Origin of the sequence: Cyanobium sp. ATX-6F1 (assembly GCF_047395825.1) — a bacterium.
Classification (GTDB): Bacteria; Cyanobacteriota; Cyanobacteriia; order PCC-6307; family Cyanobiaceae; genus ATX-6F1.
Genome location: NZ_JBCEBF010000001.1, coordinates 196884 through 222708 on the forward strand (window position 1 = coordinate 196884; position 25825 = coordinate 222708).

Below are 25825 nucleotides of genomic sequence, written 5' to 3' on the forward strand. Positions count from 1 at the left end.
CGAACTCAGCGGGCCGGGGGAGCCGGGGTCACCAGGGGTGACGGGGCGGGGGCCGCAGTGACGGATGGTGCGGCCGCTGGGCCGGAGCGGATGCGCTCGATCGTCTCCACCTCGAAGCGCACGCCTGCGGCCCGCAGGGCCTCGGTGACCACCTCGGCGGGGGCGGAGGGATCCGCAGCGGGCAGCTTGATCGTGACCCGATAGGGGACGGGAGCGGCGCCCCTTGCCGCGGATGGACGGGCCTGGGCAGCCGTTGGTGATGGGGACAGCGGGGGCTGCGCAGGCTTGGCCCCGGCGGCCTTGGGCTCAGCGCCTGGCGGGGAGGTTGACGGGCTGGCCGGCTGGGCCTCTGCTGGTGCCGCTGGCTGGGTCGTGGCAGGTTCCGCCGTCGAGCTCGAAGCTCCCGTGGCGCCAGGGGTGCCCGCACCAGAGAGCACCGCCGGCGGCGGTGCCTCAAAGCTGCTGGACAGCCGCCGGCCGATCGTGGTGCTGCCGCAGCCCCCGAGGGCAAGCAGGGCCGCCAGGCCCAGAGCCGAACCGGCCCAGGGCCCGGTGGGGCTGAAGGAACCAGGACGACCGAGCCGGCTCAACTGCTGGCGGCCTTGATGATGCGCACCGCACCGGCCCGGGGCTTGCCGCTGCGGCTCGCCTTGGGGAGCGCCGGGGCCTTCGGGCTGGCGGCCTTGGTGGCGGTCGACCGGGAGGCCGCTCGGGGCTTGCTCGCCGCCTTGGTTGCAGCCGACTTGGTTGCCGCCGACTTCGTTGCCGCCGCCTTGCGGCTGGCCGCTTTGCTGGCCTTGCCCGTCGCCGCCTTGGCCGCCAGCAGCTCGATCGCCTCGGCCAGGGTGATCTCCTCGGCGCCCTTGCCCTCCGGCAGCGAGGCGTTCACCTTGCCCTGTTTGACATAGAGGCCGTAGGGGCCGTCAAACACCTGGATGGTTTCGGAGTCGCCCTCGGGGGCGCCCAGGTCCTTGAGGGCGGTGCGGCCGCCGCGGCCGCGCTTGGGCTGGGCCAGCAGCTCGATCGCCCGCTCCAGAGCCACGCTCAGCACGTCGTCCTCGGCCTTGAGCGAGCGGAACTCCTTCTCCCCTTGCCCTTGTCGTGCACCACATAGGGGCCGAAGCGGCCCAGGCCCGCCTGCACCTTGCCGCCCTCAGGGTGATCCCCCAGCAGGCGCGGCAGTCGCAGCAAGCCGAGGGCATCCTCAAGGCTGAAGTCCTCGGGTTTGACCCCCTTGGGCAGGGAGGCGCGCTTGGGCTTGGGGTTCTCGTCGCTGACCTGGCCCTTCTGCACGTAGGGCCCGTACTGGCCGAAGAGCAGGTACACCAGCTCGCCGGTTTCGGGGTCTTCGCCGAGGCTTTCGGGGCCCTCGGTCTTCTGGCGCAGGATCTGCTCGGCATGGTCGGCATCCAGATCGGCGGGGGTGACCTCCTGGGGCAGGGTGGCCTTGACCAGTTCCTCGGTGCCGTCCTCGGCCACACGCTTGGCCTCCAGGTAGGCGCCGAAGCGGCCGATGCGCACCACACAGGGCAACCCCTCCAGCTGAATCGTGCGTGAGGCGGTGGGGTCGATGTCGCCCTCCCGCTGGGCCACCTGGGTTTCCAGGCCGCCCTCGCCCTTGAAGAACTTGGTCAGGTAGGGCAGCCAGCGCTCCTTGCCGGTGGAGATCTCATCGAGGGTGGTCTCCATCCGCGCCGTGAAGCTGGTGTCCACCAGATCCGGGAAATGCTCCTCCAGCAGGGCGGTGACGGCAAACGCCGTAAAGCTGGGGGTGAGGGAGTTATTGGCGAGGGTGGCGTAGCCCCGGTCGACGATCGTGCCGATGATGCTGGCGTAGGTGGAGGGGCGGCCGATGCCCTCTTTTTCGAGCATCTTCACCAGCGCCGCCTCGCTGTAACGGGCCGGGGGCTGGGTCTGGTGGCCCAGGGCCTCCACCCCCGGCAGGCGGGGGAATCGCCCACCGCCAGGGCGGGCAGCAGCACCTCCTGGCCCTCGAGGGCGGCGTCGGGATCGTCACTGCCTTCCACGTAGGCGCGGAAGAAGCCGGGGAAATCGATGCGCTTGCCGGAGGCCCGGAAACTGGCGCCGGCCACCTCCAGTCCCACGCTGAGCATGGTCAGGCGGGCGTCAGCCATCTGGCTGGCCACGGTGCGCTTCCAGATCAGCTCGTAGAGCGATAGATCCTTGCCCTCGAGGCCGGTCTCGTTGGGGGTGCGGAAGCGATCGCCCGAGGGGCGGATCGCCTCGTGGGCCTCCTGGGCGTTGCGGCTCTTGGTGGAGAACTGACGCGGGGCCGGGCTGAGGTAATCCTTGCCGTACTTCTCGGCCACGCAGCTGCGGGCGGCGCTGATCGCCTGCTCCGAGAGGTGCACCGAGTCGGTGCGCATGTAGGTGATGAAGCCGCGTTCGTAGAGCCCCTGGGCGGTGCGCATGGTGTCGCGGGCCGAGAGCCGCAACTTGCGGTTGGACTCCTGCTGCAGGGTGCTGGTGGTGAAGGGCGGCACGGGTTTGCGCAGGGTGGGCTTCTCTTCCACCTCCGCCACCCGCCAGGCGCCCGCCTGCACCGCCGCGCGCAGGGCCGTGGCCTCGACTTCACTGAGCAGCTTCACCTTGCTGCCGGCCTTGAGGGCGCCGGTGGTCTCATCGAAATCGGAGCCACCGGCGATGCGCTCGCCCAACAGATGGGTGAGCTTGGCCTCGAAACGGCCGCTCCCCTGCTCCAACTGAGCCTTGAGGTCCCAGTAGCTGCCGCTGCGGAAGGCCCGCCGGGCCCGCTCCCGCTGCACCAGCAGCCGCACCGCCACCGACTGCACCCGGCCGGCCGAGAGGCCCCAGGCCACTTTCTTCCAGAGCAGGGGCGAAAGGGTGTAGCCCACCAGGCGATCGAGGATGCGGCGGGTCTCCTGCGCATGGACCAACTCCATGTCCAGCTCGCGGGTCTGGTCAAGGGCCTTGGCGATCGCCTCCTTGGTGATCTCGTGGAACACCATGCGCTTGACCGGCACCTTGGGGTTGAGCAGCTGCAGCAGGTGCCAGCTGATGCTCTCCCCTTCCCGGTCCTCGTCCGTCGCCAGCAGCAGTCGATCGGCGCCCTTGAGGGCGTCCTTGAGCTCCTTGACGATTTTTTTCTTGTCCTTCGGCACCACGTAGAGGGGCTCGAAGTCGTTGCTGGTGTTGACGCCCAGGTTCGACCACTTCTCGCCCTTGTAGGCGGCCGGAATCTCGCTGGCGTTGTTGGGCAGGTCGCGCACATGGCCCATCGAAGCCTCCACCTTGAAGTCCTTGGGAAGGAATCCACGGATGGTGCGGGCCTTCGTGGGGCTCTCGACGATGACCAGGGTGTGCGCCACAGGCAGGCGAAAAACCGGCTCCCTCTTTATCGCACCGCCGGCCCGCGATGGCGACATGGGCGTTCCATGACGACTACAGTCCGCACCACCGGCCCCCCATTTCCGCTGACATGACGCTGATTGGTGCCCTCGCCGATGTGGCCCCGACGATCACCAGCTTGCAGCTGAACGCTGGGGCGATCGCTCCGGAAGTGGCTGTGCTGTTCGCCCTGGTGGGCTGTCTGCTGGTGGACCTGGCCGGAGAACGGGTGGCCAGCCAGTGGGTGCCCCCGATCTGCTACGCCGGCCTGGTCGCCTCCCTGGTGCTGCTGGCACTGCAGTGGAATGCCCCCCTGGAGCCCTCGTTCCTCGGCTCGTTCCTGGCCGACAACCTCGCTGTGGCCTTCCGTGCCGTGGTGGCCGGCTCCACCCTGCTGTCGCTGCTGATCAGCTGGCGCTACGTGGAAAGCAGCGGCACGCCGGTGGGGGAGTACGCCGCGATCCTGCTGGCCGCCACCCTCGGAGCGATGTTCCTCTGCGGATCCACGGATCTGATCAGCATCTTCATTTCCCTGGAAACTCTCTCGGTCTCCAGCTACCTGCTGTCGGGCTACATGAAGCGGGATGCCCGCTCCTCAGAGGCGGCCCTGAAATATCTGCTGGTGGGCTCGGCGGCGGCGGCCGTGTTCCTCTACGGCGCCTCGCTGCTCTACGGGCTCACCGGCGGCGCCACCGGTCTCGATGCGGTGGCCCTGGCCCTCAAGACCAGCGAAACCCCCGTCACCGCCCTGGCCCTGGTGTTCGTGCTGGCCACGGTGGCGTTCAAGATCGCCGCTGTTCCGTTCCACCAGTGGACCCCGGACGTCTACGAAGGCTCCCCCACTCCTGTGGTGGCCTTCCTTTCGGTGGGCTCGAAAGCGGCGGGCTTCGCCCTGGCCCTGCGCCTGCTGGTGGGCTGCTTCGACAGCTTTGAAACCCAGTGGAAGCTGCTGTTCACCGTGCTGGCGATCCTGAGCATGACCCTGGGCAACGTGGTCGCCCTGGCCCAGACCTCGATGAAACGGATGCTGGCCTACAGCTCCATCGGCCAGGCGGGCTTCGTGATGATCGGCCTGGTGTGCGGCACCGAAGAGGGCTTCTCGGCCATGGTGCTCTACATGGCGGCCTACCTGTTCATGAACCTGGGGGCCTTCGCCTGCATCATTCTGTTCTCGCTGCGCACCGGCAGCGATCGCATCTCCGACTACGCCGGCCTGTATCAGAAAGATCCGCTGATCACCCTGGGCCTCAGCCTCTGCCTGCTCTCGCTCGGAGGGATTCCGCCGATGCTGGGCTTCTTCGGCAAGATCTATCTCTTCTTCGCCGGCTGGGCCGACCACCAGTACCTGCTGGTGGTGGTGGGCCTGATCACCTCGGTGGTGTCGATTTATTACTACATCTCCGTGATCAAGATGATGGTGGTGGAAGGAGCCCCAGGAAGCGTCCGACGCCGTCAAGGCCTATCCCGAAATCACTTGGTCGGTGGCCGGCATGCCCTCCCTGCGCACAGCGCTGGTGGCCTGCGTGCTGATCACCGCCGTGGGCGGGGTGCTCTCGAATCCACTCTTCAACTGGGCCAGCGCCACGGTCGCCGGCACGCCGATGCTGCAACGGGCGATTGCCTCAGGCCTCTCGGTCGCCACCGGTTGAGGATCCCTTGAGTGAAGCGGTCGCTGAGCTGATCCACGTCAGCAAGGTTTACGGGCAGGGTGACACCGAAGTTCATGCCCTTGACGACCTCAGCCTGAGCGTGGGGCGCGGTGATTACCTGGCGGTGATGGGCACCTCCGGCTCGGGAAAATCCACGGCGATGAACATCCTGGGCTGCCTGGATCGTCCCAGCAGCGGCAGCTACCGCCTCAACGGCATCGCCGTCAATGAACTCGACGACGACGAACTGGCGGCGCTGCGCAACAGGGAACTGGGCTTCGTCTTCCAGCAGTTCCATCTGCTGGCCCACATGAGCGCCCTCGAAAATGTGATGTTGCCGATGATCTACGCCGGCGTGGAACCCGAGCAACGGGCCCAGAGGGCCAAAGAAGCCCTCGAGCGCGTCGGATTGGGGGCGCGCCTGCAGAACAAGCCCAACCAGCTCTCCGGCGGCCAGCAGCAGCGGGTGGCGATCGCCCGGGCGATGATCAACCATCCGGCGATGCTGCTGGCGGATGAACCCACCGGCGCCCTCGATTCGCGCACCACGGCCGAGGTGCTGGGAATCCTTGACGAGCTCCATGACCAGGGAATCACCGTGGTGATCGTCACCCACGAAGACGATGTGGCGGCCCGGGCCCAGCGCATCGTCCACTTCCGGGACGGCCGCATCGCCGGCTGAGGCCCGGGCTCAACCCGCCTTGGCCTGGGGCGCGGCGGCCCTGGGCCGCTCCAGAGTCTGCAGCAACTGCCCCATCAGCAGGGCGATCGCATCGCTGCCGGCGGAACCCTTGCCGGGGTCGAGTTCGCCCGGATCCACCGCCACCCAGCCGCCGTCCTGGGGCAGGCGCAGCTCGAAGTGCAGGTGGGGACCGGTGCTCAGCCCGGTGCTGCCCACCCGGGCGATCACGTCCCCCTGGCGCACCCAGTCCCCCTCCTTGACGTAGATCTCCGAGAGATGGCCGTAGAGGGTGCGGCGGGTGGGGCGCTGGTGCTCCAGCTCCACGGCGATGCCATAGCCCCCGGCCAGGCCGCTGCTCACCACCCTTCCGCTGAGGGCCGCCACCACGGGGGTGCCCTCCGGGGCCGCCAGGTCACGGCCGGCATGCATCAGCCAGCTGCCCAGCACCGGATGCAGGCGCCAGCCGAAGTTGCTGGTGGTGAGGGCGGATCCGATGATCGGAAACAGCAACAGGCGGTTGCCGTTGCCGATCAGCGGCGCTGGCCGGGGCGTGACCCCGAACACCTGGGCCAGGTTGAAGCTGCCACCGCTGCCCGCGAGCAGAGCGGACACCGGCACGGTGATCTGAGGCAGGGGCATCCCATCGGGACCGATCCGCTCCAGCCCACCGGCCCCGGCCAGTCCTGTCTCACCATTGCGGCTGCGCCAGCGAATCGCCAGCCCCGAACGGCATTCCTGCTCGGAAAGGGCGCCGCTGCGGCAGGCCTGCTGGTGGGCGGGCACATCGATCGGCACCTGGATCGAACCCTGGCGGAGCTGGGCGCGCTCGCTCGGGGTCACCACCCCCTCGCGCACCAGCTCATCCAGCGATTGATCAAAGCGGCGGGGGCCGTCTCCGCCCCAGACCACTGGCCGGTGTTGGGGCGCAGCGGCTCCTGCACGGCGCCGGAAACGGGGGCCCGCTGGGGTGGCAGGGGCGGCAGCAGGGGGAGGCAGCAGGGGGCCTGGGCTCTCCGAAGGAGCGGCTGCCGCAGGCCCCGGGGCGCTCGGATCTTGCTGGGCCCAGGCCAGGGGCAAGCCAGCGAGGGGCGCGACGGCAGCCAGGGCGAACAGGACCAGGGAGCGCGCGCGGGGCAAAGGCTGGACGGCCAACGGATCCGGGCAGCTTAGAAACAGCGCCGCAGCTGGGCCCGCCGCGGACCGAGGGCCAGCTCCAGGGCCCCGTCGCTCGCCAGGCCGGTGGCCCGCCACAGCTCCCCCTCGAACGGCACGGGAGCCTCGGGCAGCAGCAGGCGACCCTCCGCCTCCCGCCGCACCCGTTCAGGGGCCAGGGCATGGGCGGCGGCCCACTCCAGGGCCAGCAACGCCCGGGCAGAGAGCGCAGCGGTATCGAGGCGGCGGCGGCCCAGGGCACGGGCCAGGGCCAGCCCCCCGGCGGCACGGGATTGTGCCCATTGAGACCCAGACCCACCTGGGCCCAGCGGATCCGCTCCCCGCGGCGACGCAGCCGTGGCAACAGACCAGCCACCTTGGCGCCCTGCACCAGTAGGTCGTTGGGCCACTTCAGGCGCGGCTCCAGGCCGAGCGCTTCGAGCTGCAACGCCAACCCCACCGCCACCGCCAGCCCCAGGGCCGCCGTGCCGTCAACCTGGGGTGGCCAGGGCAGGGCGGCGCTGATCCAGACCCCCCGGACGGGGCCTGCCAGGGCCGCCCCTGCTGACCATGGCCAAAGCGCTGATGGCCCGCCAGCACCGCCAGAGGTGCGTCAGCCCCGGCCAGCAACCAGCGCTCCAGCTCTGATTCGGTGCTGGCGCAGACGGCTCGCCATTGCAGTCGCCAGGGAAGGCCTGGGCCTGCCCTCCCCAGCACCCGGAGGCGTGCGGCGGCGATGCGCCCGATCAAGGGCTCGCCAACTCAGTCACAGACTCGAGAGCCAGGCGCCGATGCGCTCGGCGCCAGCCTCCAGCTCCGCCGCAGGATGCACCAGCGCCAGCCGCTGCCAGCCCTCACCCTGGGCCCCGAAGCCATTGCCAGGGGTGAGGGCCACGCCGGTGGCCTCCAGCAGCTGGCCGCAGAAGCGTTCGGAATCAAGGCCGGCGGCCCTAGCCGCCGGTGGCAGCTCCAACCAGAGGTAGAGCGCCATCTGGGGCCATTGCACCGGCCAGCCGTGACGCTCCAGGGCCTTCGCCATTGCCTCACGCCGTTGGCGATAGGTGACAAGCAGCTGGGCCGGCCAGTCGGGAGCCTGCTCCAGGGCGGCGATCGCCCCGGCCTGAAGCGCCAGCGATTGGTTGAAGTCCACCACAGCCTTCACCTGGCGCAGGGCCGTGATCAGCGCTTCGGCGCCGATGGCGAAGGCCATCCGGTAGCCCCCCAGGCACCAGCCCTTGGAGAAGGAGAAGAATTCGATCCCGCACTGGCGCCAGAGCGGGCTGCGCAGCAGCGCCGGGGCCTCCCCTCGAGCACCAGGTCGACGTAGGGGTTGTCGTGGGCGAAGACCAGCCCATGGCGCACCGCCCGTTCCGCCGCCTCATCCACCCAGGCCTGCTGGCCCACGGTGGCCGTGGGGTTGTGGGGAAAGCCCAGCACCATCAGCTTGAGCTGATCCCAGGCGCTGGCGGGCAGTTGGTCGAAATCCGGGCACCAGCCCTGCTCCGGCCGCAGCCGCAGGAAACGGGGCTCGGCCGAGGCGAGATGCAGGCCACCCAGGTGGGAGGGGTAATAGGGATCCAGCAGCAGGGCTGAATCGCCTGGATTGAGCACCGCCAGGGGCAGGTGGGCGGTGCCCTCCTGGGAGCCCACCAGCAGCAGCACCTCCCGCTCCGCATCCACCGCCACGTCGAAACGCCTGTGGGCCCAGGCGGCCACGGCCTCCCTGAAGGGACCGGTGGCGGCGTGCAGGCAGTAGCTGGAACTGACGGGCTGCCGCAGGGCTTCAGCGATGGCGGCGATCGCCCCGGGCGGGGGCTGGAGGTCGGTGGAGCCGAGGGAAAGATCCAGCAACGGCGCCAGGGGCCTGCCGCCCACGGGCCCCGCACGCAGCCGATCGACGTAGGCAGCCTTGCGCTGGTCGTTGCGGGCGAAGACGCCGCTGCCCAGACGCCTCAGCCGCTCAGAGGTGTGCATCCAGGAACGCCTGCAGCTGGGGTTGGGCCATGGCCCCCTCGTGGCGTGCCAGCTCGACGCCTCCCCGGTAGAGGATCAACGTGGGCAGCCCCTGCACCTTCTGGCCATCGCGGCTAAAGGGATTGGCATCGGATTCCAGCTTGCCGACGCTCAACGTTGCCGCGTAGGCGGTGGCGGCCCAGTCCATGAGCGGCGCCATCAGGAGGCAGGGGCCGCACCAGGAGGCCCAGACATCCACGAGCACCGCACCGGGCTGATCGAGCACGGCGGCCTGGAAATTGGCATCGTTGAACTCGGCGACGGCCACGGCGGCGAACGGAAGCTGGGCCGATTGTATGGACGCGTGGTCCTGGACCGAGCCGATGCTCAGGCCCAGGCTCGCCGCTCGGATGGGGCGATCAGAGCTTGTCGATCGAGCGCTTGAGGTCTTCGAGCTCCGCATCCACCTGGGCTGCCTTGGCGGGCTCCAGCTTGGGCAGCGGAGCATCGGCGGCCAGCAGGGGGATGGCCGCCGCACCGCCCTCGAGCCGATTCTTGAGGGCGGCCAGTTCGTCGTCCACGTCGCTGCCGCCCTCGAGGGAGGCGAACTGGCTTTCCAGATCGGCGCCGGCCAGCTCGGCGGCCGCCTGGCTGCGGGCCTCCTGCTGCAGCACCTTCTCCTCCATCTGCTCGAAGGCGGCCATGGCGGAATTGGTGCCCAGCCCGCTGACGGCGCTCTGGAGCTGCTCCTGGGCCTGGGCGGCCTGGGAGCGGGCCTTGAGCATGTCTTTTTTGGTCTTGGCCTCGGCGATCTTGCCCTCGAGGGCCAGAAGGCTTTTCTTGAGCGTCTCCACCTGGCCGGCCTGGCCATTGAGCTGGGCGTTCAGGGCGGTGGCGGTGTCCTGGTAGGTCTTGCGGCGACTGAGCGCTTCGCGGGCCAGATCCTCTTCACCTTTCTTGAGCGCCAGCTCGGCCCGTTCGTACCAGGTTTTCGACTGGGACTCCGCCTGCTCGGCCTGGTTCTGGATGCGCTTCTGGCTGGCGATGGCGGTGGCCACGGCCGTGCGCAGCTTCACCAGGTCGGCCTGCATGTCGGCCACCGATTGATCCAGGATCTTCCCGGGGTCCTCAGCCTTGCTCACCAGGTCGTTGAGGTTGGCGCGCAGCAGACGGCTCAACCGATCGAAGAAGCCCATGAATCAAAGTGGGAGCGATCCGGAGGCTAGCGGCAGCGCCCGGTCAAAACAGTCCGGCCAGGGCCGGATGCCCGCACCTAGCCTTGTGCCATGGCCCGCGCCCGCCCCGAGCAGACCCGCCGCATCGGCAACCTGTCGCTGCTGATGGCGGCGCCGCGCCCCCGCCGCAGCCCTCGGCGACTGCCTGGCGCGTCTCCAGCAGGAGTGGCAACGGGAAGGAAGCCTGGCGGCCCTGTGGCAGGCCTGGCCACGCATCGCCGGCCCGCAGTTGGCGCCCCACTGCCGCCCCACCAGCTTCCGCGGCGGTCTGCTCACGGTGGGAGCCAGCCACCCCCAGTGGCTGCAGGGGCTTCGCTACAACCGACATCAGCTGCTGGGGGCCCTGCGCGGGGCGGGCTTCACGGTGCGCGACCTGCGCTTCCAACAGATCCAGCCCGCCGCCCCCTTCACCCCCGGCGCCGAGGCGGAGGCGGCCACCTGGGCCGTCCATCCCAGCCGCGTGGATGTGCATGGCATGGGCACCTGCCCCGACTGCGGCCGCCCCTCCCCTGGCGGTGAAATCCAGCGCTGGGGGCACTGCAGCTTCTGCCGGCGCCAGCCCCAGGAGCCCTTGGGCGAATCTCAGTAGCGCTCCGGCCGGGGATCCCGCCACTGGATCCGGGCCTGGCCCCGGTTGATCAGCCCCCGGGCCCGCTCGTCCAGGCGGCGGCGGTCCAGGCGCCAGAGCTTGTAGAGGCCAATGTGGGCCAGTTCCTCGGCCCCCAACCCCTGCCAATAGGGCTCCTGGGAGGTGGTGTCGTCGATCACCACCAGCACCGTGGGCGCCTCATCAAGGCGGGCGGGGGCCTGGCCATGGCGGCGTTCGTTCAACAGCCGGTCGTTGAGGTTGACCAGATCCGCCGGCAGGCGGCCCTCGTAGAGCACGACCCGGCGGCTGTAGTAGTGCAGCGACGGCTTCAGGATCCCGACCATCGCCACCGATTCACTCGGCCGTCGCTGGCGCACCAGCTCAGAAGCGATCTGGCGCACCGGCCGCTGGCGCACCCCATCCCCCAGGCTCCACATCGGCAACACCGCCACGGCCTGGAACAGCACCAGCGGCAGCTGCACGGCCAGCAGCCAGCCCGGGGGCCGCAGGGGCCAGCGCCAGAGCACCAGGCCCACCACCACCAGCAGAGAGAAACAGAAGGCCGCCCGCAGCACCAGTCCACTGGCCAGCAGCTCAGCGGGCAGGGTGGGCATCTCCGGATCGTTGATCAGCGGCACCCAGCGGGGGAGGCCCAGAGGGCAGCGGCCAGTAGGGCCCCCAGCAGCAGGGTCAGGCCCTGGGCCCAGGCCAGGGGCCGATCCGGCACCGGCCTTGAAGGCCAAGGGGGAGCCGGCTGATCGGCGCCCTGGGCCGCCAGGGCGACCAGCAGGGCTGCGGCCGGGGTGGCCGGCAGCCAGTAGCTGGGCAGCTTCGTGGCCGAGACCGTGAAGAAGGCCAGCACCACGAGCAGCCAGCAGGCGGCAAAAGCCCCAAGGCTGGTGGCAGGAGGGCTGGTCGCAGGAAGGCTGTTGGCCTGCCGGCCCGCACCTCGGGGGCGCCCCAGGGCACGCCCCAGGCCCAGCAGCAGCAGGGGCGTGAACGGCAGGCTGGCCACCACCAGCACCGGGCCGAAGTACCACCAGGGCTGCAGGTGCTGGTTCACCACCGAGCTGAACCGCTGCAGGTTGTGGTACCCGAAAAAGCTGTCCCAGAAAGGCTTGCCTTCCACCACCAGCTCAGCGGCGAACCAGGGCACCGCCACCAGGGCGGTGATCGCCAGGCCCCGCAGGGGGCGAAACCGCCCCACCAGGACGCCAAGGTTGCCCTGGTGCAGGCCGAAGACCAGCAGGGTGAGACCCACCAGGAGCAGCGCCACCGGCCCCTTGGCCAGCACCGCCAGCCCCAGCAGCGGCCAGGGGGCCCACCTGGGGCGGCGTGGGTCGGCGTGGGCCTGCCAGAACAGCAGCAGGGTGAGGGCGACGCCGGCGGTGAACAGACCATCGCTGACGCCGATGCGCCCCCAGAGGATCACCAGGGGCGAAAGGGCGAAGGCCAGGGGCGCCGCCAGGGCCGTCAGCGCCGGCCAGCGCGGGGGCCGCCCTGACGATCCGGCCGGCTGGGGCCAGCGCAGCAGGGTGAAGGCCAGGGCCACCATCACGGCGATCGACGCCAGGGCCGTGGGCAGGTTGGCGGCCCAGGTGCCCAGGGGGTTCCAGTGCGGCTGGCCGGGCAGCAGGTAGCCCAGGGCCATCGCCCAATAGACCAGTGGCGGCTTGTCGTAGCGGGGCAGGCCGTTGACGGCGGGGGTCAGCCAGTCGCCCGTCTCGGCCATGGCCCGGGCAGCGGCGGCAAACAGGGGCGGGGTCTCATCCACCAGGCCCGATTCGCCCAGCCCCCGCAGGAACAGCAGCACCCCCAGCGCCACGGTGAGGCCCAGAACCACGCCGCTGCTCAGGCGGGAAGGACGCTCTGGAATCACGCGGCGCGAAACACGGCAAACGAACTTATTCCCAGATGGCTGTCAAGCAGGCGACCGCCCCAGGGCGCTCAGCAGCCAGCGCTCCAGGCGCTCCGCGAAGGCGGCCCTCGAGCAGGTGCGCTCCACCCAGGCCCGGCAGGACTGGCGATCGAGTCCCTCGGCGTCGGCCACCGCCGCCGCCAGGGCGGGCACGTCGTCGGGGGGACCAGCAGCCCATTGATCCCGGGCTGCACCAGCTCCCCAGGGCCGCCGCGGCGGTAGGCCACCACGGGCACGCCGCAGGCCATCGCCTCCACCACCACATTGCCGAAGGCCTCGTTCCACTTCGGGGTGTTGAGCAGCGCCGCGCAGCGGCCCAGCTCGGCCTGGAGCTCGGAGGTGGGCAGGAACCCTCGCCAGTCGACGGTGCCGGCGGGCACCGCGGCCTCCACGGCGGCGGCGTAGGCGGGATCCTCCACGAGCCCCCACACCGCCAGACGCCGCCCCAGCAGGGCTGCCGCCCTGGCCGCGTCCTCGAGCCCCTTCTCCGGGGCGATCCGCCCCACCCAGCCCAGCAGGGGCTCGGGCGCGGCGCAGAAACCGTAGGCCTCCAGATCGAAGCCGTTGCCCACCAGCACCGGCGCTTCGCTGAGCTCGAAATCGTCGGCCTGGGCCCGGGTGTGAAACGCCAGCCGGCGTTGATCCCAGCGGGCCACATCGGCGATCACCGCATCCATCACCTCCGCCACCGAGCCCATGCTCACCAGGTGCAGCAGGGGGTGTGCAGCTGGGGCGTCAGCCAGAACGGCAGCCAGTCGTAGGCCAGGTTGATCAGGGCATCGAAGCCGGCTTGCGACCCCACGGCCCGCTGCCACAGCCGCGGCAGCAGGGCCTGCGCGGGCATCACGACGGGGGAGTCCCGGCGCTGGTGCTGCCAGCTGGGCTGGTCCACTCCGGGGCAGCTCCAGAGGCGAGCGCGCTCGCAGCCTGCGGGCAGCCGCGACCCATCGGCCGCCAGCACGGTGAGGTGGTGGCCGCGCTCCAGCAGGCCCGCCACCAGGCTGGCCAGGGTGAGCTCCACCCCGCCGCCCCTGCCGCTGCCGAGGGCCCCGACCGGGGTGCTGACCACCAGCAGCCGCAGCGCCTCAGCCCCCATCGCCTGGGCCCTCCCAGAGTTGCTGGCGCCGGTTGATCAACAGCACGGAGATCAGGGCCACCACCGCCCCGAGCCACTGCAGGGGCCTGAGCTCCTCCGCCAGCAGTAGCTGGCCGCACACCAGGGCGAACAGGGGGTGAGGAAGGTGAGGGAGCTGAAGCCGGTGAGGTCCCCGCGGCTGGCGAATGTGAAGAACAGGCCATAGGCCAGGGCGCTGCCGAAGACGCTGGCGTAGGCCATCAGGCCCCAGTCCTGGGCGCTCCACTGGGGCCAGAAGGGGGGGCGCCGCTCCAGATCAGCGGGGCCAGAGCCGAAGCGAGCAGCAGGGGCACACCCCCAGCAGCATGTGCCAACCGGTGATCGCCACAGGATCGCTGGAACGGCAGGCGTAGCGGCTGATCACGGTGCCGAAGGCCATGGCCAGGGCCGCCCCCAGCATCCACAGTTCGCCGTGGCTCCAGGCCCGGGCCCCGAGGCTGGAGGGGGCTTCCAGCCACCAGTGCTGCAACAGCGGCGCCGGGAGTCCCAGGCAGACGATGCCCAGCACCCCCAGCAGCAGGCCGAGCCAGCCCACGGGATTGATCGCCTCAGCGAACAGGCTGCGGGCCAGCAGCGCCACCACCAGGGGTTGGGAATCGATCAACACCGACCCCAGGCCGGCACCGGTCTGGCCCAGGCCCACGGCCAGCAGCGCCTGGAACAAGGTGGCGTCGACGGCGGCAAACAGCAGCAGCCAGCCCAGGTCCCGGCGCTCGACGCGCAGGGAGCGGCCCAACAGGGCAGCGGCCAGCAGCACCAGCAGGCCGGCGGGCACCAGGCGCATCCAGGCCAGGGTGAGCGGACCGGCGCCCACCAGCAGAGGTTTCATTGCCGCCATCGCCGTGCCCCAGAGCGCGAAGGGCAGCAGCATCAGGAGCCAGCGCGGCAAAAAGGGCATCGGGCAGGCTGCAGAACCCCTTTTAAGATCCAGCGACTCTGCACCGCGTTTCATGTCCTGGCCCTGGCGCCGCAAGTCCCGCCGCAAGCTGGCCCGGATTGCCATCGAAGGAGCGATCGCCGGCGCCACCCGGGAGCGGGTGCTCAAGGCCCTGCGGCAGGTGGAGGAACGCGAATTCCCCGCCCTGCTGCTCCGGATCGACAGCCCCGGGGGCACCGTCGGCGACAGCCAGGAGATCCATGCCGCCCTGATGCGCCTGCGCTCCAAGGGCTGCAAGGTGGTGGCCAGCTTCGGCAACATCTCCGCCTCCGGCGGCGTCTATGTGGGGGTGGCGGCGGATCGGATCGTCGCCAACCCGGGCACGATCACCGGCTCGATCGGCGTGATCCTGCGGGGCAACAACCTCTCGAAGCTGCTGGAGCGCGTCGGCATCAGCTTCGAGACGGTAAAGAGCGGCCTCTACAAGGACATCCTTTCCCCCGATCGGGCCCTCACCGAGGGGGAGCGGGAGCTGCTGCAGGCCCTGATCGATTCGAGCTACGGCCAGTTCGTCACGGCCGTGGCCGAGGGCCGCAGCCTCAGCGAGGAGGTGGTGCGGGGCTTCGCCGACGGGCGCGTGTTCAGCGGTGCCCAGGCCAGGGAGCTGGGCCTGGTGGACGAGCTGGGTGATGAGGATGCGGCCCGGCGGCTGGCGGCCCGGCTGGCCGATCTCGATGAGGAGAAAACCCGGCCGGTGAGCTTCGGCCATCCGCGCAAGGGCCTGGGGAGCCTGATCCCGGGCCGGGCCCTCTGGGGTGAGCTGCGGGCGGCCCTCAGCCTGGAGCTGGCCTGGGGCGGCCAACCCCTCTGGCTCTACCGCCCATGAGCGAGACCCTGGCCCTGCGGGCCCTGCGGGGGCCACCACCGCCAGCGCCAACAGCGCCGAAGCGATCGCCGAGGCGGTGGCGGAACTGATCAGCGACCTGATCGAGCGCAACCAACTGCAGGCAGAGCGCGTGCTCTCGGTCACCTTCAGCTGCACGACGGATCTGGATGCCTGCTTTCCCGCGGCGGTGGCCCGGCAGCGGGCCGGCTGGGACGCCGTCGCCCTGCTGGACTGCCAGCAGATGGCCGTGGCCGGCGACCTGCCCCGCTGCATCCGGCTGCTGGCCCACGCCTGGATGGAGCGCGACCAGCCGGTGGTCCACCCCTACCTGCGAGGGGCAGCCCTGCTGCGACCAGACCGATCTGGTCACAACTGACAGCTCGCCTGCCGCCCACCTGGGGAGCTGCGGGTCCCCCATGCTGACCAGAATCCAGTCGTTGGCGCGCCGCCTCGGCGCCCGCCTCTCCTCACCACCATGACCTCTCCGTTTGCCGTCCTGCGGCGCCCCTGGCCATCGCCGCCGCCGCCGCCGGTGCCACCGTGTTGGGGGGTCTGACGGTGGCCGGTGGCACGGCCCTGCTGGAGGGCGCCGCGCCCGCCCCGGCCCGGGCCCAGGGCACCCCCAGCCTGCTGGAGTTCCGCTGGGACAACAACCGGGATTACCGCAAGCTCTACTACTTCGTCACCGACACCACGCGGCTGAAGCGTTCGGAGTATTACCTGATCCTCAAACCGAAGGACCGCAAGACCGCCATCCTCAAACTGAGCATCACCATCCCCGAAAGCTTTGATGTGAAGATCGATCCCAAGGACGTCAAACTCTGCGTCATGAAGGAAGGTGGCATGCTCTCCCGCACCCGTTGCTTGCAGGAGATTCCTGCCGTGGTGGAGATCCCCAAGGGTGGCCGGGCGATCGAGATCTTCCCCAACACGCCTGTCCCGGATGACAAGACCATCGGGGTCTACATCAACCTGTTCAACCCCTTCAACATCGGCATGTACCAGTTCAATGCCCTCGCCCAGGCTCCCGGTGACGTGCCGATGTCCGGCTACCTGGGCAGCTGGATTATCCAGATCGATCCCTCGAACTGACGGCGCCGACTGATAGGTTGATCGATCAAGACGAAATAGCAGCAGAGCCTGAGCCATGACCAAGCGGACCCTCGAAGGAACCAGCCGTAAGCGCAAGCGGGTCTCGGGCTTTCGCGTGCGCATGCGCAGCCACACCGGCCGTCGCGTGATCCGCACCCGCCGCCGCCGCGGCAGGGCCCGCCTGGCGGTCTGAACGGTCTGAACCGGTTTCACCCAACGGCCCCGCAGCCATGGTCCTGCCTAGGGAACATCGGCTGAGGGGCCGTTTCGTGTTCGATCACCTCTACCAGCAGGGGTGCGCCACCACGGCCAATGGATGGTGCTACGCACCATGGCGGCCCGTGATGAGCTGCTCAGGAGCGAACTGCGCCGGCAGGCCCCCAGCCCCTGCCGCTGCGCGGTGGTGATCAGCACCAAGGTGAGCAAGCGCTCGGTGCAGCGCAACCGCCTGCGGCGTCTGTTCCACGACCACCTGCGGCTGTTCTGCCATGCCCAGGCGCCCGAGCAGCCGGCCCAGTGGATCCTGCTGAGCCTGAAGCCAGGGAGCGCCGAGGTGCCGGACGACGATCTGCTGGGAGAATGTTCCATGCTTCTGCAGAAAGCTGGACTGCGCCCATGACCCCCGACACCAGCACACCCCTGACCAGCTCCGAAACCCTGTTCTACGAAGGGGGCCCGCCCGGGGTGACCTGATCTTCAACCTCCTATTCGGGCTCACCCTGATCGGCCTCCCGTTCACGGTGGGAGCGATCATCCGGGCCCTCTGGCTGCGCTTTCGGATCACCAGCCGCCGGGTGTCGGTCACGGGTGGCTGGATGGGCCGTGACCGCAGCCAGGTGGCCTACGGCCAGATCAAGGAGGTGCGCTCGATTCCGCGCGGTTTTGGCTTCTGGGGCGACATGGTGTTGGTGCTGAGCGACGGCGCCCGGCTGGAGATGCGCGCCATGCCCCGCTTCCGCGAGGCGGAGGCCTACATCAACGAGCAGATCGCGGCACGCACCCCAGCGGCCGCCAACGGTTTCGGCAACCCCCAGGCCGCCAGCGCCTGAGCCCGCCCGTCAACACCGGCCTGTGCTCATGCACACTGTCCCCATCGAACCTGTCCTCTGAGACCCCGACGCCGTGATCGGCTACATCTCCGACAATCTGCTGCTCCCGATCCTCGATTTCTTCTATGGATTGGTGCCCAGCTACGGGCTGGCGATCATTGCCCTGACCGTGGTGATCCGGCTGGCCCTGTTCCCCCTGAGTGCCGGCTCGATCCGCAGTGCCCGGCGCATGCGCATCGCCCAGCCGGTGATGCAGAAGCGCCAGGCGGAAATCAAGAGTCGCTACGCCTCCGACCCCCAGAAGCAGCAGGAGGAACTGGGCAAGCTGATGAAGGAGTTCGGCAGCCCCCTGGCGGGCTGTCTGCCTCTGCTGGTGCAGATGCCGATCCTGTTCGCTCTCTTCGCCACCCTGCGCGGCTCACCGTTTGCGGATGTGCCCTACACCCTCAACCTCAAGGTGGTGCCCGCCGAGGAGATCGCAGCGCTGGAGACCAAGCCCTTCGCCAGCGCCAGCCACTCGATCTTCATCACCGAGACCAGGCACGTGCCGGTGATCGCCAGCCTGCCGACCGGCACCAAGCTCGGGGTGGGTGAACGCCAGCAGGTGAAGATCGAAACCAAAGAAGGTGAAGCCTTCAGCTCCCTGCTGGCCGGGATCGACAACGGTGACGCCTTCAGGCCCAGTTGGAAGGTGAGCAAGGGCGAGGAGGTGGTGCGGGTCAGCGGCGACGGCACGATCGAGGCCCTGGCCCCCGGCGATGCCACCGTGGAGGCCAGCATTCCCGGCCTCGCGGCCCGAAGCGGTTTCCTGTTCATCAAGGCCCTCGGCCAGGTGGGCTTCTACACCGATGGAGCGATCAACTGGGACATCGCCATCCTGGTGGCGGGCTTCGGCCTGAGCCTGCTGGCCTCTCAGCTGCTCTCGGGCATGGGCATGCCGGCCAACCCCCAGCAGGCCACCGCCAACAAGATCACCCCGGTGATGATCACGGGGATGTTCCTGTTCTTCCCCCTGCCGGCCGGGGTGCTGCTCTACATGGTGGTGGCCAACATCTTCCAGGCCCTGCAGACCTTCCTGCTCACCCGTGAGGCCCTGCCGGACAATCTGCAGACGATTCTCGACCAGCAGATCGCCCAGCAGGCCGTGGCCGTCACGGCAGGGGGCAGCACTGAGGGCGGGCGTCTTCCCTTTGAGCCCAAGGGCAAGAAGTGAGCGGCGCGCTCCTGCCGGTGCCCCTGCAGGAGCTCAGGCTCCTGGCGGACGGCCGCCGCTGGACCGTGGACCAACCCCTGGACGATCTGGCCAGCCTCACCCCGGTGCGGGGGAGCTGGAGGCCGTCCATCGCGGCACCGTGCTCGAGGTGCGTGGCCGGGCTGAAACAATCGTCACCCTTTGCTGCGACCGCTGCCTGCAGCATTACAACCATCCGCTCAGGAGCGACAGCAACGAGCTGATCTGGTTGAGCGAAGCCGAGGTGGAGTGCCCTGAGGTGCTGGAGCTCGATCCCGAGGCGCCCTGCGAAACCCTCGATCCCCGCGGCAGCTTCGATCCGGCCCGCTGGCTGTTTGAGCAGCTGCACCTGCAACTGCCCCTGCGCAACGACTGCGGCCTCGACTGCCCAGGCCCTGACCTGCCCAAGGAGCGCCCGGAGCCCACGGCCAGCGAGGCCGCGGAGCCCTGCGGCGACCCGCGCTGGGCGGCACTCCGACTCCTGCAGTTGCCCTGAGGCACCATGGGCCAGGCCTGGTCGGACCACCTGGATCTGCTGATCCGCGCCCGCACGCCGATCCTCTGGATCCGCAGCCCTGAGGAGGAGCGCATCGCCACCCTGCTGGGGGAGGGGGCCCGGCGGCTGGGCCAGCGCCTGCTGCTGCGCTGGGATTTCATCCACGGCCTGCGCGGCCTCCCCAACCGCGACGGCGAGGCCGCCCGCAACCCCCTGGCGGCCCTGGAGTGCCTCGAGGGCCTCGGCGGTGAGCAGGGGGCGATCCTGGTGCTGCACGACTTCCACCGCTACTGCGAGGACGGCGCCGTCTGCCGCAAGCTGCGCAACCTGTTCGTCAGCCTGCGCCAGCACCCGCTCACCGTGGTGATCACCGCTGCCGAGTGGCAGCTGCCCCGGGACCTGGAGGAGTGCGTCACGCTGCTGGATCTGCCCCTGCCGGAGGCCGATGCGATCCGTGCGCTGCTGCTCAGCATCGCCCAGGCCAGCGGCCAGCCCCTGGAGGCCGGCGAACTGGAGCAGCTGACCCACAGCTGCAGCGGCCTGAGCGAGCAGCGCATCCGCCAGGTGGCGGCCCGGGGCCTGGCCCGCCGCGGCCGCCTGAGCAGCGATGATCTGGCCGAGATCCTCGAGGAAAAACGCCAGGCCGTCGCCCGCAGCGAACTGCTCGAGTACTGCCCCAGCGACGCCAGCCCCGCCGACATTGGCGGCCACGACGCCCTCAAGCAATGGCTGGAGCGCCGCCACCAGGCCTTCAGCGACGAAGCCCAGCGCTACGGCCTGCCCCTGCCCCGGGGAGTGCTGCTGGTGGGCCCCCAGGGCACGGGCAAGTCGCTCACCGCCAAGGCGATCGCCCACGGCTGGGGGATGCCGCTTCTGAGGCTGGATGTGGGCCGGCTGTTCGCCGGGCTGGTGGGGGCCAGCGAAGCGCGCACCCGCGACATGATTCAACGGGCCGAGGCCATGGCCCCCTGCGTGCTCTGGATCGACGAGATCGACAAGGGCTTCGGGGGTGATGGCCGCAGCGATGGCGGCACCAGCCAGCGGGTGCTGGCCAGCCTGCTCACCTGGATGGCGGAGAAGGCCTCAGCGGTGTTCGTGGTGGCGACCGCCAACGGGGTAGAGAACCTGCCGGGGGAGCTGATGCGCAAGGGTCGCTTCGACGAGATCTTCCTGCTCGACCTGCCGGATGCCACCGAGCGACGGGCGATCCTCGATCTGCAGCTGCGCCGCCGCCGCCCCGCCCATGGCATCCCGCTGGAGGTGGTGGTGGACAGGAGCGAAGGCTTCTCCGGCGCGGAGCTGGAGCAGACGGTGGTGGAGGCGATGCATCTGGCCTTCAGCGAGGGCCGGGAGTTTGGCGAGGCCGACCTGATCGTGGCGGCGGCCCAGCTTGTGCCCCTGGCCCGCACCGCCAAGGAACAGCTGGCGGCGCTCAAGCAATGGGCCAGCGGCGGCCGGGCCCGGCCTGCCTCACTCCATTGCTGAAGACGACACCGGCCAGATTGCGCGGCGTAACGAAAACCAACGCTGGGTAACGAAGAGCGGGGGAGGTCCTGGCGCAGCGGGCCACGGCCCTTAGCTTCAGCGCACCCGATCGGTGATCCCTTGGAGACACGTCCTTCCATCGCCATGCAGCTGACCGTGGCCTGCATTGGGGCCGGAGTGATCACCAGCTTTGCGGTGGCCCAAGGTCAGAACCCGCTCACCGCCCTGGGGATCACGCTGTTTTCAGCTGTGGCGGCAGTGATGGTGGGTCAGGTGCTCTGAGCCAAGGGGTCCGCCTGCCTGCCCTGATGGAGGCCTCGTTCTTGCGAGCGAGCAGATTTTCCCTGGCTCCTCCTGCCTGACGGGAGTAAAAGCTGCCCTCAGCTGAGCTCAACCCCGCTCTTACTCAAGACCGCTGAATCACCAACAGGGCTGCCACTTGCCTCGCCGCCTGCACCGTCTGGCCTTTCCCTGCGCCGGGTGGTGCCAACCTTGGCGGATGTCAGCAGGTCAGCCTTGAGCGCGGAGCAGCACAGGGCCCTGACCCCAGATCAGCTGCGGGCGCTGATGCCCGCCCTGGCGAACAAGACCTACTTCAACTACGGCGGCCAGGGCCCCTTGCCCACCCCTCGCTTGAGGCGATCAACGAGGCCTTCGCCACCATTCAGGAGCTGGGGCCGTTCACCAGCGCGGTCTGGCCCTGGCTGGAGACGCTCACCTCCAGGCTGCGCCGCACCCTCTCGGCCGCCTGCGGCGTGCACCCCCACCGCCTGGCGCTCACGGAAAACGTCAGCAGTGGCTGCGTGCTGCCCCTCTGGGGCCTGCCCTGGGAGCCAGGCGATCAGATCCTGATCAGCGACTGCGAGCACCACGGGGTGGTGGCCGCCTGCGCTGAGCTGGCCCGGCGCCAGGGGCTCCAGCTGGGGAGCTTTGGCGTCAAGGCGCTGGTGGGGGCCGAGGGGGCCAGTGCTCCGGCAGCGGCCCTGGAGGCCCTGGAACGCTCCCTCACCCCCAACACTCGCCTGGTGGTGCTCTCCCACCTACTCTGGAACACGGGCGTCGAAATGCCGATGGCGGCGGTGGCCGAGCGCCTGGCCGCCCACCCCAGGCGCCCCTGGCTGCTGGTGGATGCGGCCCAGTCCTTCGGCAGCCTGGCGATCGGCCCGGCCGCCAATGCCGCCGACATCTACGCCTTCACCGGCCACAAGTGGGCCTGCGGACCCGAGGGGCTCGGGGGCGTCGCCCTCTCCGAACGCGTGCTGGAGCAGGCCCAGCCCACCCTGATCGGCTGGCGCAACCTGCGCCAGGAAACCGACGAGCACAGCGGCTGGCACCGCGATGGCCGCCGCTTCGAGGTGGCCACCTCCTGTGTGCCTCTGTTCGCCGGTCTGCTGCGCTCCCTGGAGCTGCTGGAGCAGGTGGGCCCGGTGGCGCAGCGCCTGGAACTGATCACCGAGCGCAGCGGCCGCCTCTGGCGGGGGTTAAACGATCTGCCGGGTGTGGAGCCCGTGCTGGCCATCCCTCCCACAGCAGGGCTGGTGAGTTTCCGCCTGCGGGGCGATGACCCCGCCGCTGTGGTCAAGACCCTGGGGGAGCGGGGGCTGTGGATCCGCAGCCTCGATCAGCCCGCCTGCCTGCGGGCCTGCACCCATGTCACCACCACCGAAGCGGAAGTGGATCAGCTGCTGGAGGCCCTCGCCAGTCTCTGAGCGGCCTGCAATGGATCAGCGCCGGCTGGGTCATGAAACAACCTGTGGCGATCGCGGCTGATTCTGGAGGCTTTGCTTAGATTTTTTCCAGGTGCTTCAGGACTTCCCTTGACACCCCGCTGGAGTGAATCGATGCCAACGTTTTTCAGGTCGTCGCGCCATCCACTCAGGTTGACCCTGGCCGCCGGGGTTCTGGCCCTGATCTGCGTGGCTCCGGTCGTTGCCGGCACAGACCTCGCTGCCGGCCCCGCTGGCGGCCCCGGTGCGGGCACGCAGGCCGCGGGCAGCGAGAAGCAGTCCCCCTATGCCGCCGCCACCGATGACGCCGGCAGCGATGCACCCGTTCCCCTGGCAGGTCCGATCGGTGGCACCAAAGCCCCAGGGAGCAAGAAGTCGTCGCCCTACGCCGCCGCCAAAGACTCGCCCCTGCTGGGCTCCCCTACCCTTGGGCGCCTCTGGGGCCTGCTGTTGCCCTTGGTGTTAGCTGCTGGCAGTTATGTCTTCCTGCGCTCGAAGGAAGGGAATGAGTTGGCCTGAGCAGCCAACATCTTCTTCCCCATACGGTGAGAAGAGCCCGCGGCCGTTTCAGTCGCCGCGGCCCTCCAGCAGGTTCCGATGCACCCAACCGGCCAGCAGGGCGCCCACGATCGGCGCCAGCCAGAACAGCCACAGCTGACCCACCGCATCACCGCCCACCCACAGGGCCACGCCGGTGCTGCGGGCGGGATTCACTGAGGTGTTGGTGATCGGGATGCTGATCAGGTGAATCAGCACGAGCGAAAGGCCGATCGGCACACCCGCCAGGTCTTTGATGGCGTCTTTGTGAGTGGTGCCGAGGATCACCAGCAGGAAGATGAACGTCAGCACCACCTCGATGATCAAGGCAGGCAGCAGCCCATAGCCCCCAGGCGAATGGGCCCCGAAGCCGTTGGTGGCCAGGGGGTTGCTGCCCGTGAGCTGGAAGCCGGCGCGGCCGCTGGCGATGGCGAACAGCAGCCCACCGGCGATCACTCCGCCGAGCACCTGGGCGACGATGTAGGTGAGCAGGTGGGAGCCCGGAAAACGACCGCTGGCCCAGAGACCGAAGCTCACGGCCGGGTTGATGTGGCAGCCCGAGACATGGCCGATCGTGTAGGCCATCGTCAGCAGGGTGAGTCCGAAGGCCAGTGACACGCCCAGGAAGCCGAGGCCCAGGGGGTTGTTGTCGGCCTGGGCGTAGGGGAACACCGCCGCCAGCACGGCACTGCCGCAGCCGCCGAACACAAGCCAGAAGGTGCCGATCAGTTCGGCCAGGAACTTTCTCGAGAGGGGGACAGCAGCAGCCATGGACGCAGAAAAAGATCGCTTCAACGCTGCAAAGTTACGTGCAGACGCGCTGGCCTCCCTGTGGCACCGGCCAGGGTGTGGATCGGAAGACAGAGTTCAAGCCGGGGCGCTGGCGGCACGGCTGCGCAACGCCATCTCCGCCTGTTCGCGGTCGTCGAAGTGAATGCGGGTGGTGCCGAGAATCTGATAGTCCTCGTGGCCCTTGCCGGCGATCAACACCAGATCGTTGGCGTTGGCCTGGGCCACGGTGGTAGCAATCGCCGTCGCCCGGTCCCCCTCCACCAGCAGATCGGTGCCGGCCGGGATGCCCGCCACCACATCGTCGAGGATCCGCTGGGGGTCCTCGGTGCGCGGGTTGTCGGAGGTGACGACCACCCGATCCGCCAGGGCGGCGGCGATCGCGCCCATCTGGGGCCGCTTGCCGCGGTCGCGGTCGCCGCCGCAGCCGAACACACAGATCAAGCGCCCGGCGGCAAACGGCCGAGCGGCCTTGAGGGCGTTCTCCAGGCCATCGGGGGTGTGGGCGTAGTCCACCAGCACGGTGGGCGCCGCCGCCGTCGTGCCGGAACCAGTTGAGCCGGGTCCAGTGGCGTCGTGCCTGGTGCTCACCCGCTCCATGCGCCCAGGCACGCCGCCGAAGCGGCCGATGGCCGCCAACAGCGTCTCCAGGGGCAGACCCTGCTGCAGCAGCGCTCCCACCGCCTGGAGCAGGTTCATCAGGTTGAAACGCCCGAGCAGCGGTGAGTCGAAGCGCCCCTGACCGAGTGGAGTGATCAACAAGCCGCTCACACCACTGGAGCCGAAGGCAAGATCCTTCACCCGCAGCTCTGCCTCAGCGGACTCAGTGGCCAGCAGCGAACTGCGCCAGCAGAGCCCACCGAGCCGCTCGGCGAGCTGCCGCCCCCAGGGGTCGTCCACGTTGACCACCGCCCTGGCCCCTTCGCCGCCGGCCAGCAGGGGCGGGGCAAACAGCAGGGCCTTGGCCTCGAAGTAGGCCTCCATCGAGAGGTGGTAGTCGAGGTGGTCCTGGGTGAGGTTGCTGAACACAGCCCCGGCGAAGTCACAACCGGCCACCCGGCCCTGGTCAAGGGCGTGGGAGCTCACCTCCATCGCCCCGACCCGGGCGCCCGCCGCCACCGCCGCCGCCAGCTGGGCCTGGAGCTGATCAGCGAAGGCGGTGGTGTGGCTGGCCGTCTCGCCATGGCCCGGCCAGCGGTTCACCAGGGTGCCGAACAGGGCGCTGGGGCGGCCGCAGGCCGCCGCCAGATGCTCGATCAGGTGGGTGATGGTGGTCTTGCCATTGGTGCCGGTGACCCCGATCAGGGCCAGCTGGCGGCTGGGGTGATCCCAGAACGCCGCCGCCAGCCGCCCCGCCAGGGGGCCAGGGGCGCCGGGGCCACCAGCACCGCATCGGCTGGGGAGGGCGGCGCCAGCGCCGCCGCCGCCGGGCTGATCACCGCCGCCACGGCCCCCGCCGCCAGGGCCGCCGGCCAGAAGCTGCCCCCATCGACGCTCTGGCCCGGAAGGCCCACGAACAGGGTGCCGGGGCCCACCCGGCGGGAGTCACAGCTCAGGGCCTCCACCTCCCCATTGACCAGCCCTTCGGGCACGTCCAGGCCGACCGACTGCAGCAGTGGATGAAGCAAGGGGCTCATGGGTGGTGGGGTCGCGGCATCCGGACCAATCACCGGACGCAGGGGCGGGGCCTTTTAAGCGGGCGGGAGCGTAACGCTGTTCTTCCGCAACCATTCCCGCAGTCCATCCCCGCCAGCCGCGGCGACACCCGCGGCAGTTCGCGCCAGCCGCCCCCTGCCGAACCGCCAGCACCGGCACCTCCAGCCCGTAGCGCGCCTGGAGTTCCGGGTCGGTGTCCACGTCGATCAGCACCAGTTCCGGCGCCGGATCAAGGGCCGACAGGCGCTCCTCCAGGCCCTGGCAGAGGCAGCAGTCGGAGCGGGTGTAGAGCCGGTAAGGGGCTTCATGCATCGACAG

General features: G+C 69.7%; 24 protein-coding genes and 7 pseudogenes. 15 read left to right on the top strand and 16 right to left on the bottom strand.

Annotation, left to right across the window (positions count from 1 at the left end; genetic code table 11):
* Positions 1-5: 5 nt before the first annotated feature.
* Positions 6-590, bottom strand: coding sequence for a hypothetical protein (locus AAF143_RS01230; RefSeq protein ID WP_255005156.1), 585 nt, complete (start codon positions 588-590; stop codon positions 6-8).
* Positions 587-3350 (bottom strand): annotated as a pseudogene (gene topA / locus AAF143_RS01235) (type I DNA topoisomerase). The gene AAF143_RS01230 and the pseudogene topA overlap by 4 nt, the downstream one beginning before the upstream one ends.
* Before the next feature lie 110 nt (positions 3351-3460).
* Between topA and AAF143_RS01240 the strand changes: the two are divergent.
* Together AAF143_RS01240 and AAF143_RS01245 are read left to right on the top strand one after the other, a co-directional pair.
* A pseudogene (locus tag AAF143_RS01240) lies at positions 3461-5018 on the top strand (NAD(P)H-quinone oxidoreductase subunit N).
* Positions 5019-5025: 7 nt separating this feature from the next.
* Positions 5026-5700 (top strand): ABC transporter ATP-binding protein, encoded by a 675-nt coding sequence (locus AAF143_RS01245; protein WP_255005162.1) that lies wholly within the window; start codon positions 5026-5028, stop codon positions 5698-5700.
* A gap of 9 nt (positions 5701-5709) precedes the next feature.
* On the opposite strand, the gene AAF143_RS01250 is transcribed toward AAF143_RS01245, so the two are convergent.
* From AAF143_RS01250 to AAF143_RS01275, 6 genes and pseudogenes are all read right to left on the bottom strand, one after another.
* Positions 5710-6609: a M23 family metallopeptidase gene (locus AAF143_RS01250; RefSeq protein ID WP_414026870.1), complete on the bottom strand. Its 900-nt coding sequence runs from the start codon at positions 6607-6609 to the stop codon at positions 5710-5712.
* The gene (locus AAF143_RS01255; protein WP_414026871.1) at positions 6575-7378 is read right to left on the bottom strand and encodes a hypothetical protein; all 804 of its coding nucleotides are present in this window, start codon (positions 7376-7378) and stop codon (positions 6575-6577) included. Before AAF143_RS01255 ends, AAF143_RS01250 begins: the two co-directional genes overlap by 35 nt.
* Positions 7264-7602: a hypothetical protein gene (locus AAF143_RS01260; RefSeq protein ID WP_414026407.1), complete on the bottom strand. Its 339-nt coding sequence runs from the start codon at positions 7600-7602 to the stop codon at positions 7264-7266. The genes AAF143_RS01255 and AAF143_RS01260 overlap by 115 nt, the downstream gene beginning before the upstream one ends.
* Before the next feature lie 16 nt (positions 7603-7618).
* Positions 7619-8826, bottom strand: a pseudogene (locus tag AAF143_RS01265) (aminotransferase class I/II-fold pyridoxal phosphate-dependent enzyme).
* Positions 8813-9133, bottom strand: coding sequence for a thioredoxin family protein (locus AAF143_RS01270; RefSeq protein WP_255005173.1), 321 nt, complete (start codon positions 9131-9133; stop codon positions 8813-8815). Before AAF143_RS01270 ends, AAF143_RS01265 begins: the two are co-directional and overlap by 14 nt.
* Before the next feature lie 91 nt (positions 9134-9224).
* On the bottom strand, positions 9225-10001 hold the full coding sequence (locus AAF143_RS01275) for a PspA/IM30 family protein (RefSeq protein ID WP_255005175.1): 777 nt from the start codon (positions 9999-10001) through the stop codon (positions 9225-9227).
* Between the two features lie 232 nt (positions 10002-10233).
* Here AAF143_RS01275 and AAF143_RS01280 point away from each other — a divergent pair, with 232 nt between their 5' ends.
* The gene (locus AAF143_RS01280; protein WP_414026872.1) at positions 10234-10629 is read left to right on the top strand and encodes a DUF721 domain-containing protein; all 396 of its coding nucleotides are present in this window, start codon (positions 10234-10236) and stop codon (positions 10627-10629) included.
* Here AAF143_RS01280 and AAF143_RS01285 read toward each other — a convergent pair.
* The 5 genes and pseudogenes from AAF143_RS01285 to AAF143_RS01305 all read right to left on the bottom strand — a co-directional run bounded on the left by AAF143_RS01285 (position 10623) and on the right by AAF143_RS01305 (position 14580).
* A complete protein-coding gene (locus AAF143_RS01285; RefSeq protein WP_414026408.1) occupies positions 10623-11267 on the bottom strand; it encodes a hypothetical protein in 645 nt (214 codons plus the stop codon). The two genes, AAF143_RS01280 and AAF143_RS01285, sit on opposite strands and share 7 nt — an antisense overlap.
* The gene (locus tag AAF143_RS01290; protein WP_414026409.1) at positions 11258-12472 is read right to left on the bottom strand and encodes an ArnT family glycosyltransferase; all 1215 of its coding nucleotides are present in this window, start codon (positions 12470-12472) and stop codon (positions 11258-11260) included. The genes AAF143_RS01285 and AAF143_RS01290 overlap by 10 nt, the downstream gene beginning before the upstream one ends.
* Positions 12473-12550: 78 nt before the next feature.
* A pseudogene (locus tag AAF143_RS01295) lies at positions 12551-13643 on the bottom strand (glycosyltransferase).
* Positions 13644-13694: 51 nt separating this feature from the next.
* Entirely contained in the window at positions 13695-14015 is a 321-nt protein-coding gene (locus tag AAF143_RS01300) for an EamA family transporter (RefSeq protein WP_414026873.1), read from the bottom strand.
* Positions 13939-14580 (bottom strand): DMT family transporter, encoded by a 642-nt coding sequence (locus AAF143_RS01305; RefSeq protein ID WP_414026410.1) that lies wholly within the window; start codon positions 14578-14580, stop codon positions 13939-13941. Before AAF143_RS01305 ends, AAF143_RS01300 begins: the two co-directional genes overlap by 77 nt.
* A gap of 52 nt (positions 14581-14632) precedes the next feature.
* Between AAF143_RS01305 and sppA the strand changes: the two genes are divergently transcribed.
* From sppA to AAF143_RS01365, 12 genes and pseudogenes are all read left to right on the top strand, one after another.
* On the top strand, positions 14633-15445 hold the full coding sequence (gene sppA / locus AAF143_RS01310; protein WP_255005184.1) for a signal peptide peptidase SppA: 813 nt from the start codon (positions 14633-14635) through the stop codon (positions 15443-15445).
* A complete protein-coding gene (gene aroH, locus AAF143_RS01315; RefSeq protein ID WP_414026411.1) occupies positions 15375-15821 on the top strand; it encodes a chorismate mutase in 447 nt (148 codons plus the stop codon). The genes sppA and aroH overlap by 71 nt, the downstream gene beginning before the upstream one ends.
* A gap of 164 nt (positions 15822-15985) precedes the next feature.
* Positions 15986-16537, top strand: a complete 552-nt coding sequence (locus tag AAF143_RS01320; RefSeq protein ID WP_414026412.1) for a DUF2808 domain-containing protein — start codon at positions 15986-15988, stop codon at positions 16535-16537.
* A gap of 55 nt (positions 16538-16592) precedes the next feature.
* On the top strand, positions 16593-16730 hold the full coding sequence (rpmH, locus tag AAF143_RS01325) for a 50S ribosomal protein L34 (RefSeq protein ID WP_006170261.1): 138 nt from the start codon (positions 16593-16595) through the stop codon (positions 16728-16730).
* A 37-nt stretch (positions 16731-16767) separates the two neighbouring features.
* Positions 16768-17156, top strand: a pseudogene (rnpA, locus tag AAF143_RS01330) (ribonuclease P protein component).
* 121 nt (positions 17157-17277) lie between these two features.
* Positions 17278-17586: a PH domain-containing protein gene (locus AAF143_RS01335; RefSeq protein WP_414026413.1), complete on the top strand. Its 309-nt coding sequence runs from the start codon at positions 17278-17280 to the stop codon at positions 17584-17586.
* 73 nt (positions 17587-17659) lie between these two features.
* Positions 17660-18799, top strand: coding sequence for a membrane protein insertase YidC (gene yidC / locus AAF143_RS01340; protein ID WP_255005193.1), 1140 nt, complete (start codon positions 17660-17662; stop codon positions 18797-18799).
* Between the two features lie 139 nt (positions 18800-18938).
* Entirely contained in the window at positions 18939-19313 is a 375-nt protein-coding gene (locus AAF143_RS01345; RefSeq protein WP_414026414.1) for a YceD family protein, read from the top strand.
* 6 nt (positions 19314-19319) lie between these two features.
* Positions 19320-20798: an AAA family ATPase gene (locus tag AAF143_RS01350; RefSeq protein ID WP_255005197.1), complete on the top strand. Its 1479-nt coding sequence runs from the start codon at positions 19320-19322 to the stop codon at positions 20796-20798.
* 120 nt (positions 20799-20918) lie between these two features.
* The gene (locus AAF143_RS01355; protein WP_254938519.1) at positions 20919-21080 is read left to right on the top strand and encodes a hypothetical protein; all 162 of its coding nucleotides are present in this window, start codon (positions 20919-20921) and stop codon (positions 21078-21080) included.
* A 285-nt stretch (positions 21081-21365) separates the two neighbouring features.
* Positions 21366-22507: pseudogene (locus tag AAF143_RS01360) on the top strand (aminotransferase class V-fold PLP-dependent enzyme).
* Between the two features lie 171 nt (positions 22508-22678).
* Entirely contained in the window at positions 22679-23044 is a 366-nt protein-coding gene (locus AAF143_RS01365; RefSeq protein ID WP_414026415.1) for a hypothetical protein, read from the top strand.
* A 48-nt stretch (positions 23045-23092) separates the two neighbouring features.
* Here AAF143_RS01365 and aqpZ read toward each other — a convergent pair whose 3' ends face one another.
* The 3 genes and pseudogenes from aqpZ to AAF143_RS01380 form a co-directional block, all read right to left on the bottom strand.
* On the bottom strand, positions 23093-23833 hold the full coding sequence (gene aqpZ / locus AAF143_RS01370) for an aquaporin Z (RefSeq protein ID WP_255005200.1): 741 nt from the start codon (positions 23831-23833) through the stop codon (positions 23093-23095).
* Between the two features lie 96 nt (positions 23834-23929).
* Positions 23930-25488 (bottom strand): annotated as a pseudogene (locus AAF143_RS01375) (UDP-N-acetylmuramoyl-L-alanyl-D-glutamate--2,6-diaminopimelate ligase).
* On the bottom strand, positions 25397-25819 hold the full coding sequence (locus AAF143_RS01380; protein WP_414026416.1) for a glutaredoxin family protein: 423 nt from the start codon (positions 25817-25819) through the stop codon (positions 25397-25399). Before AAF143_RS01380 ends, AAF143_RS01375 begins: the two are co-directional and overlap by 92 nt.
* Positions 25820-25825: the final 6 nt, after the last annotated feature.

What these genes read in the sequence shown, in the direction of transcription:
- sppA (WP_255005184.1), top strand. Translation starts at nt 14,633, where the DNA reads ATGTCCTGGCCCTGGCGCCGCAAGTCCCGCCGCAAGCTGGCCCGGATT.
- rpmH (WP_006170261.1), top strand. Translation starts at nt 16,593, where the DNA reads ATGACCAAGCGGACCCTCGAAGGAACCAGCCGTAAGCGCAAGCGGGTC.
- AAF143_RS01350 (WP_255005197.1), top strand. Translation starts at nt 19,320, where the DNA reads ATGGGCCAGGCCTGGTCGGACCACCTGGATCTGCTGATCCGCGCCCGC.
- AAF143_RS01305 (WP_414026410.1), bottom strand. Translation starts at nt 14,580, where the DNA reads ATGCCCTTTTTGCCGCGCTGGCTCCTGATGCTGCTGCCCTTCGCGCTC.
- AAF143_RS01275 (WP_255005175.1), bottom strand. Translation starts at nt 10,001, where the DNA reads ATGGGCTTCTTCGATCGGTTGAGCCGTCTGCTGCGCGCCAACCTCAAC.
- AAF143_RS01380 (WP_414026416.1), bottom strand. Translation starts at nt 25,819, where the DNA reads ATGCATGAAGCCCCTTACCGGCTCTACACCCGCTCCGACTGCTGCCTC.
- aqpZ (WP_255005200.1), bottom strand. Translation starts at nt 23,833, where the DNA reads ATGGCTGCTGCTGTCCCCCTCTCGAGAAAGTTCCTGGCCGAACTGATC.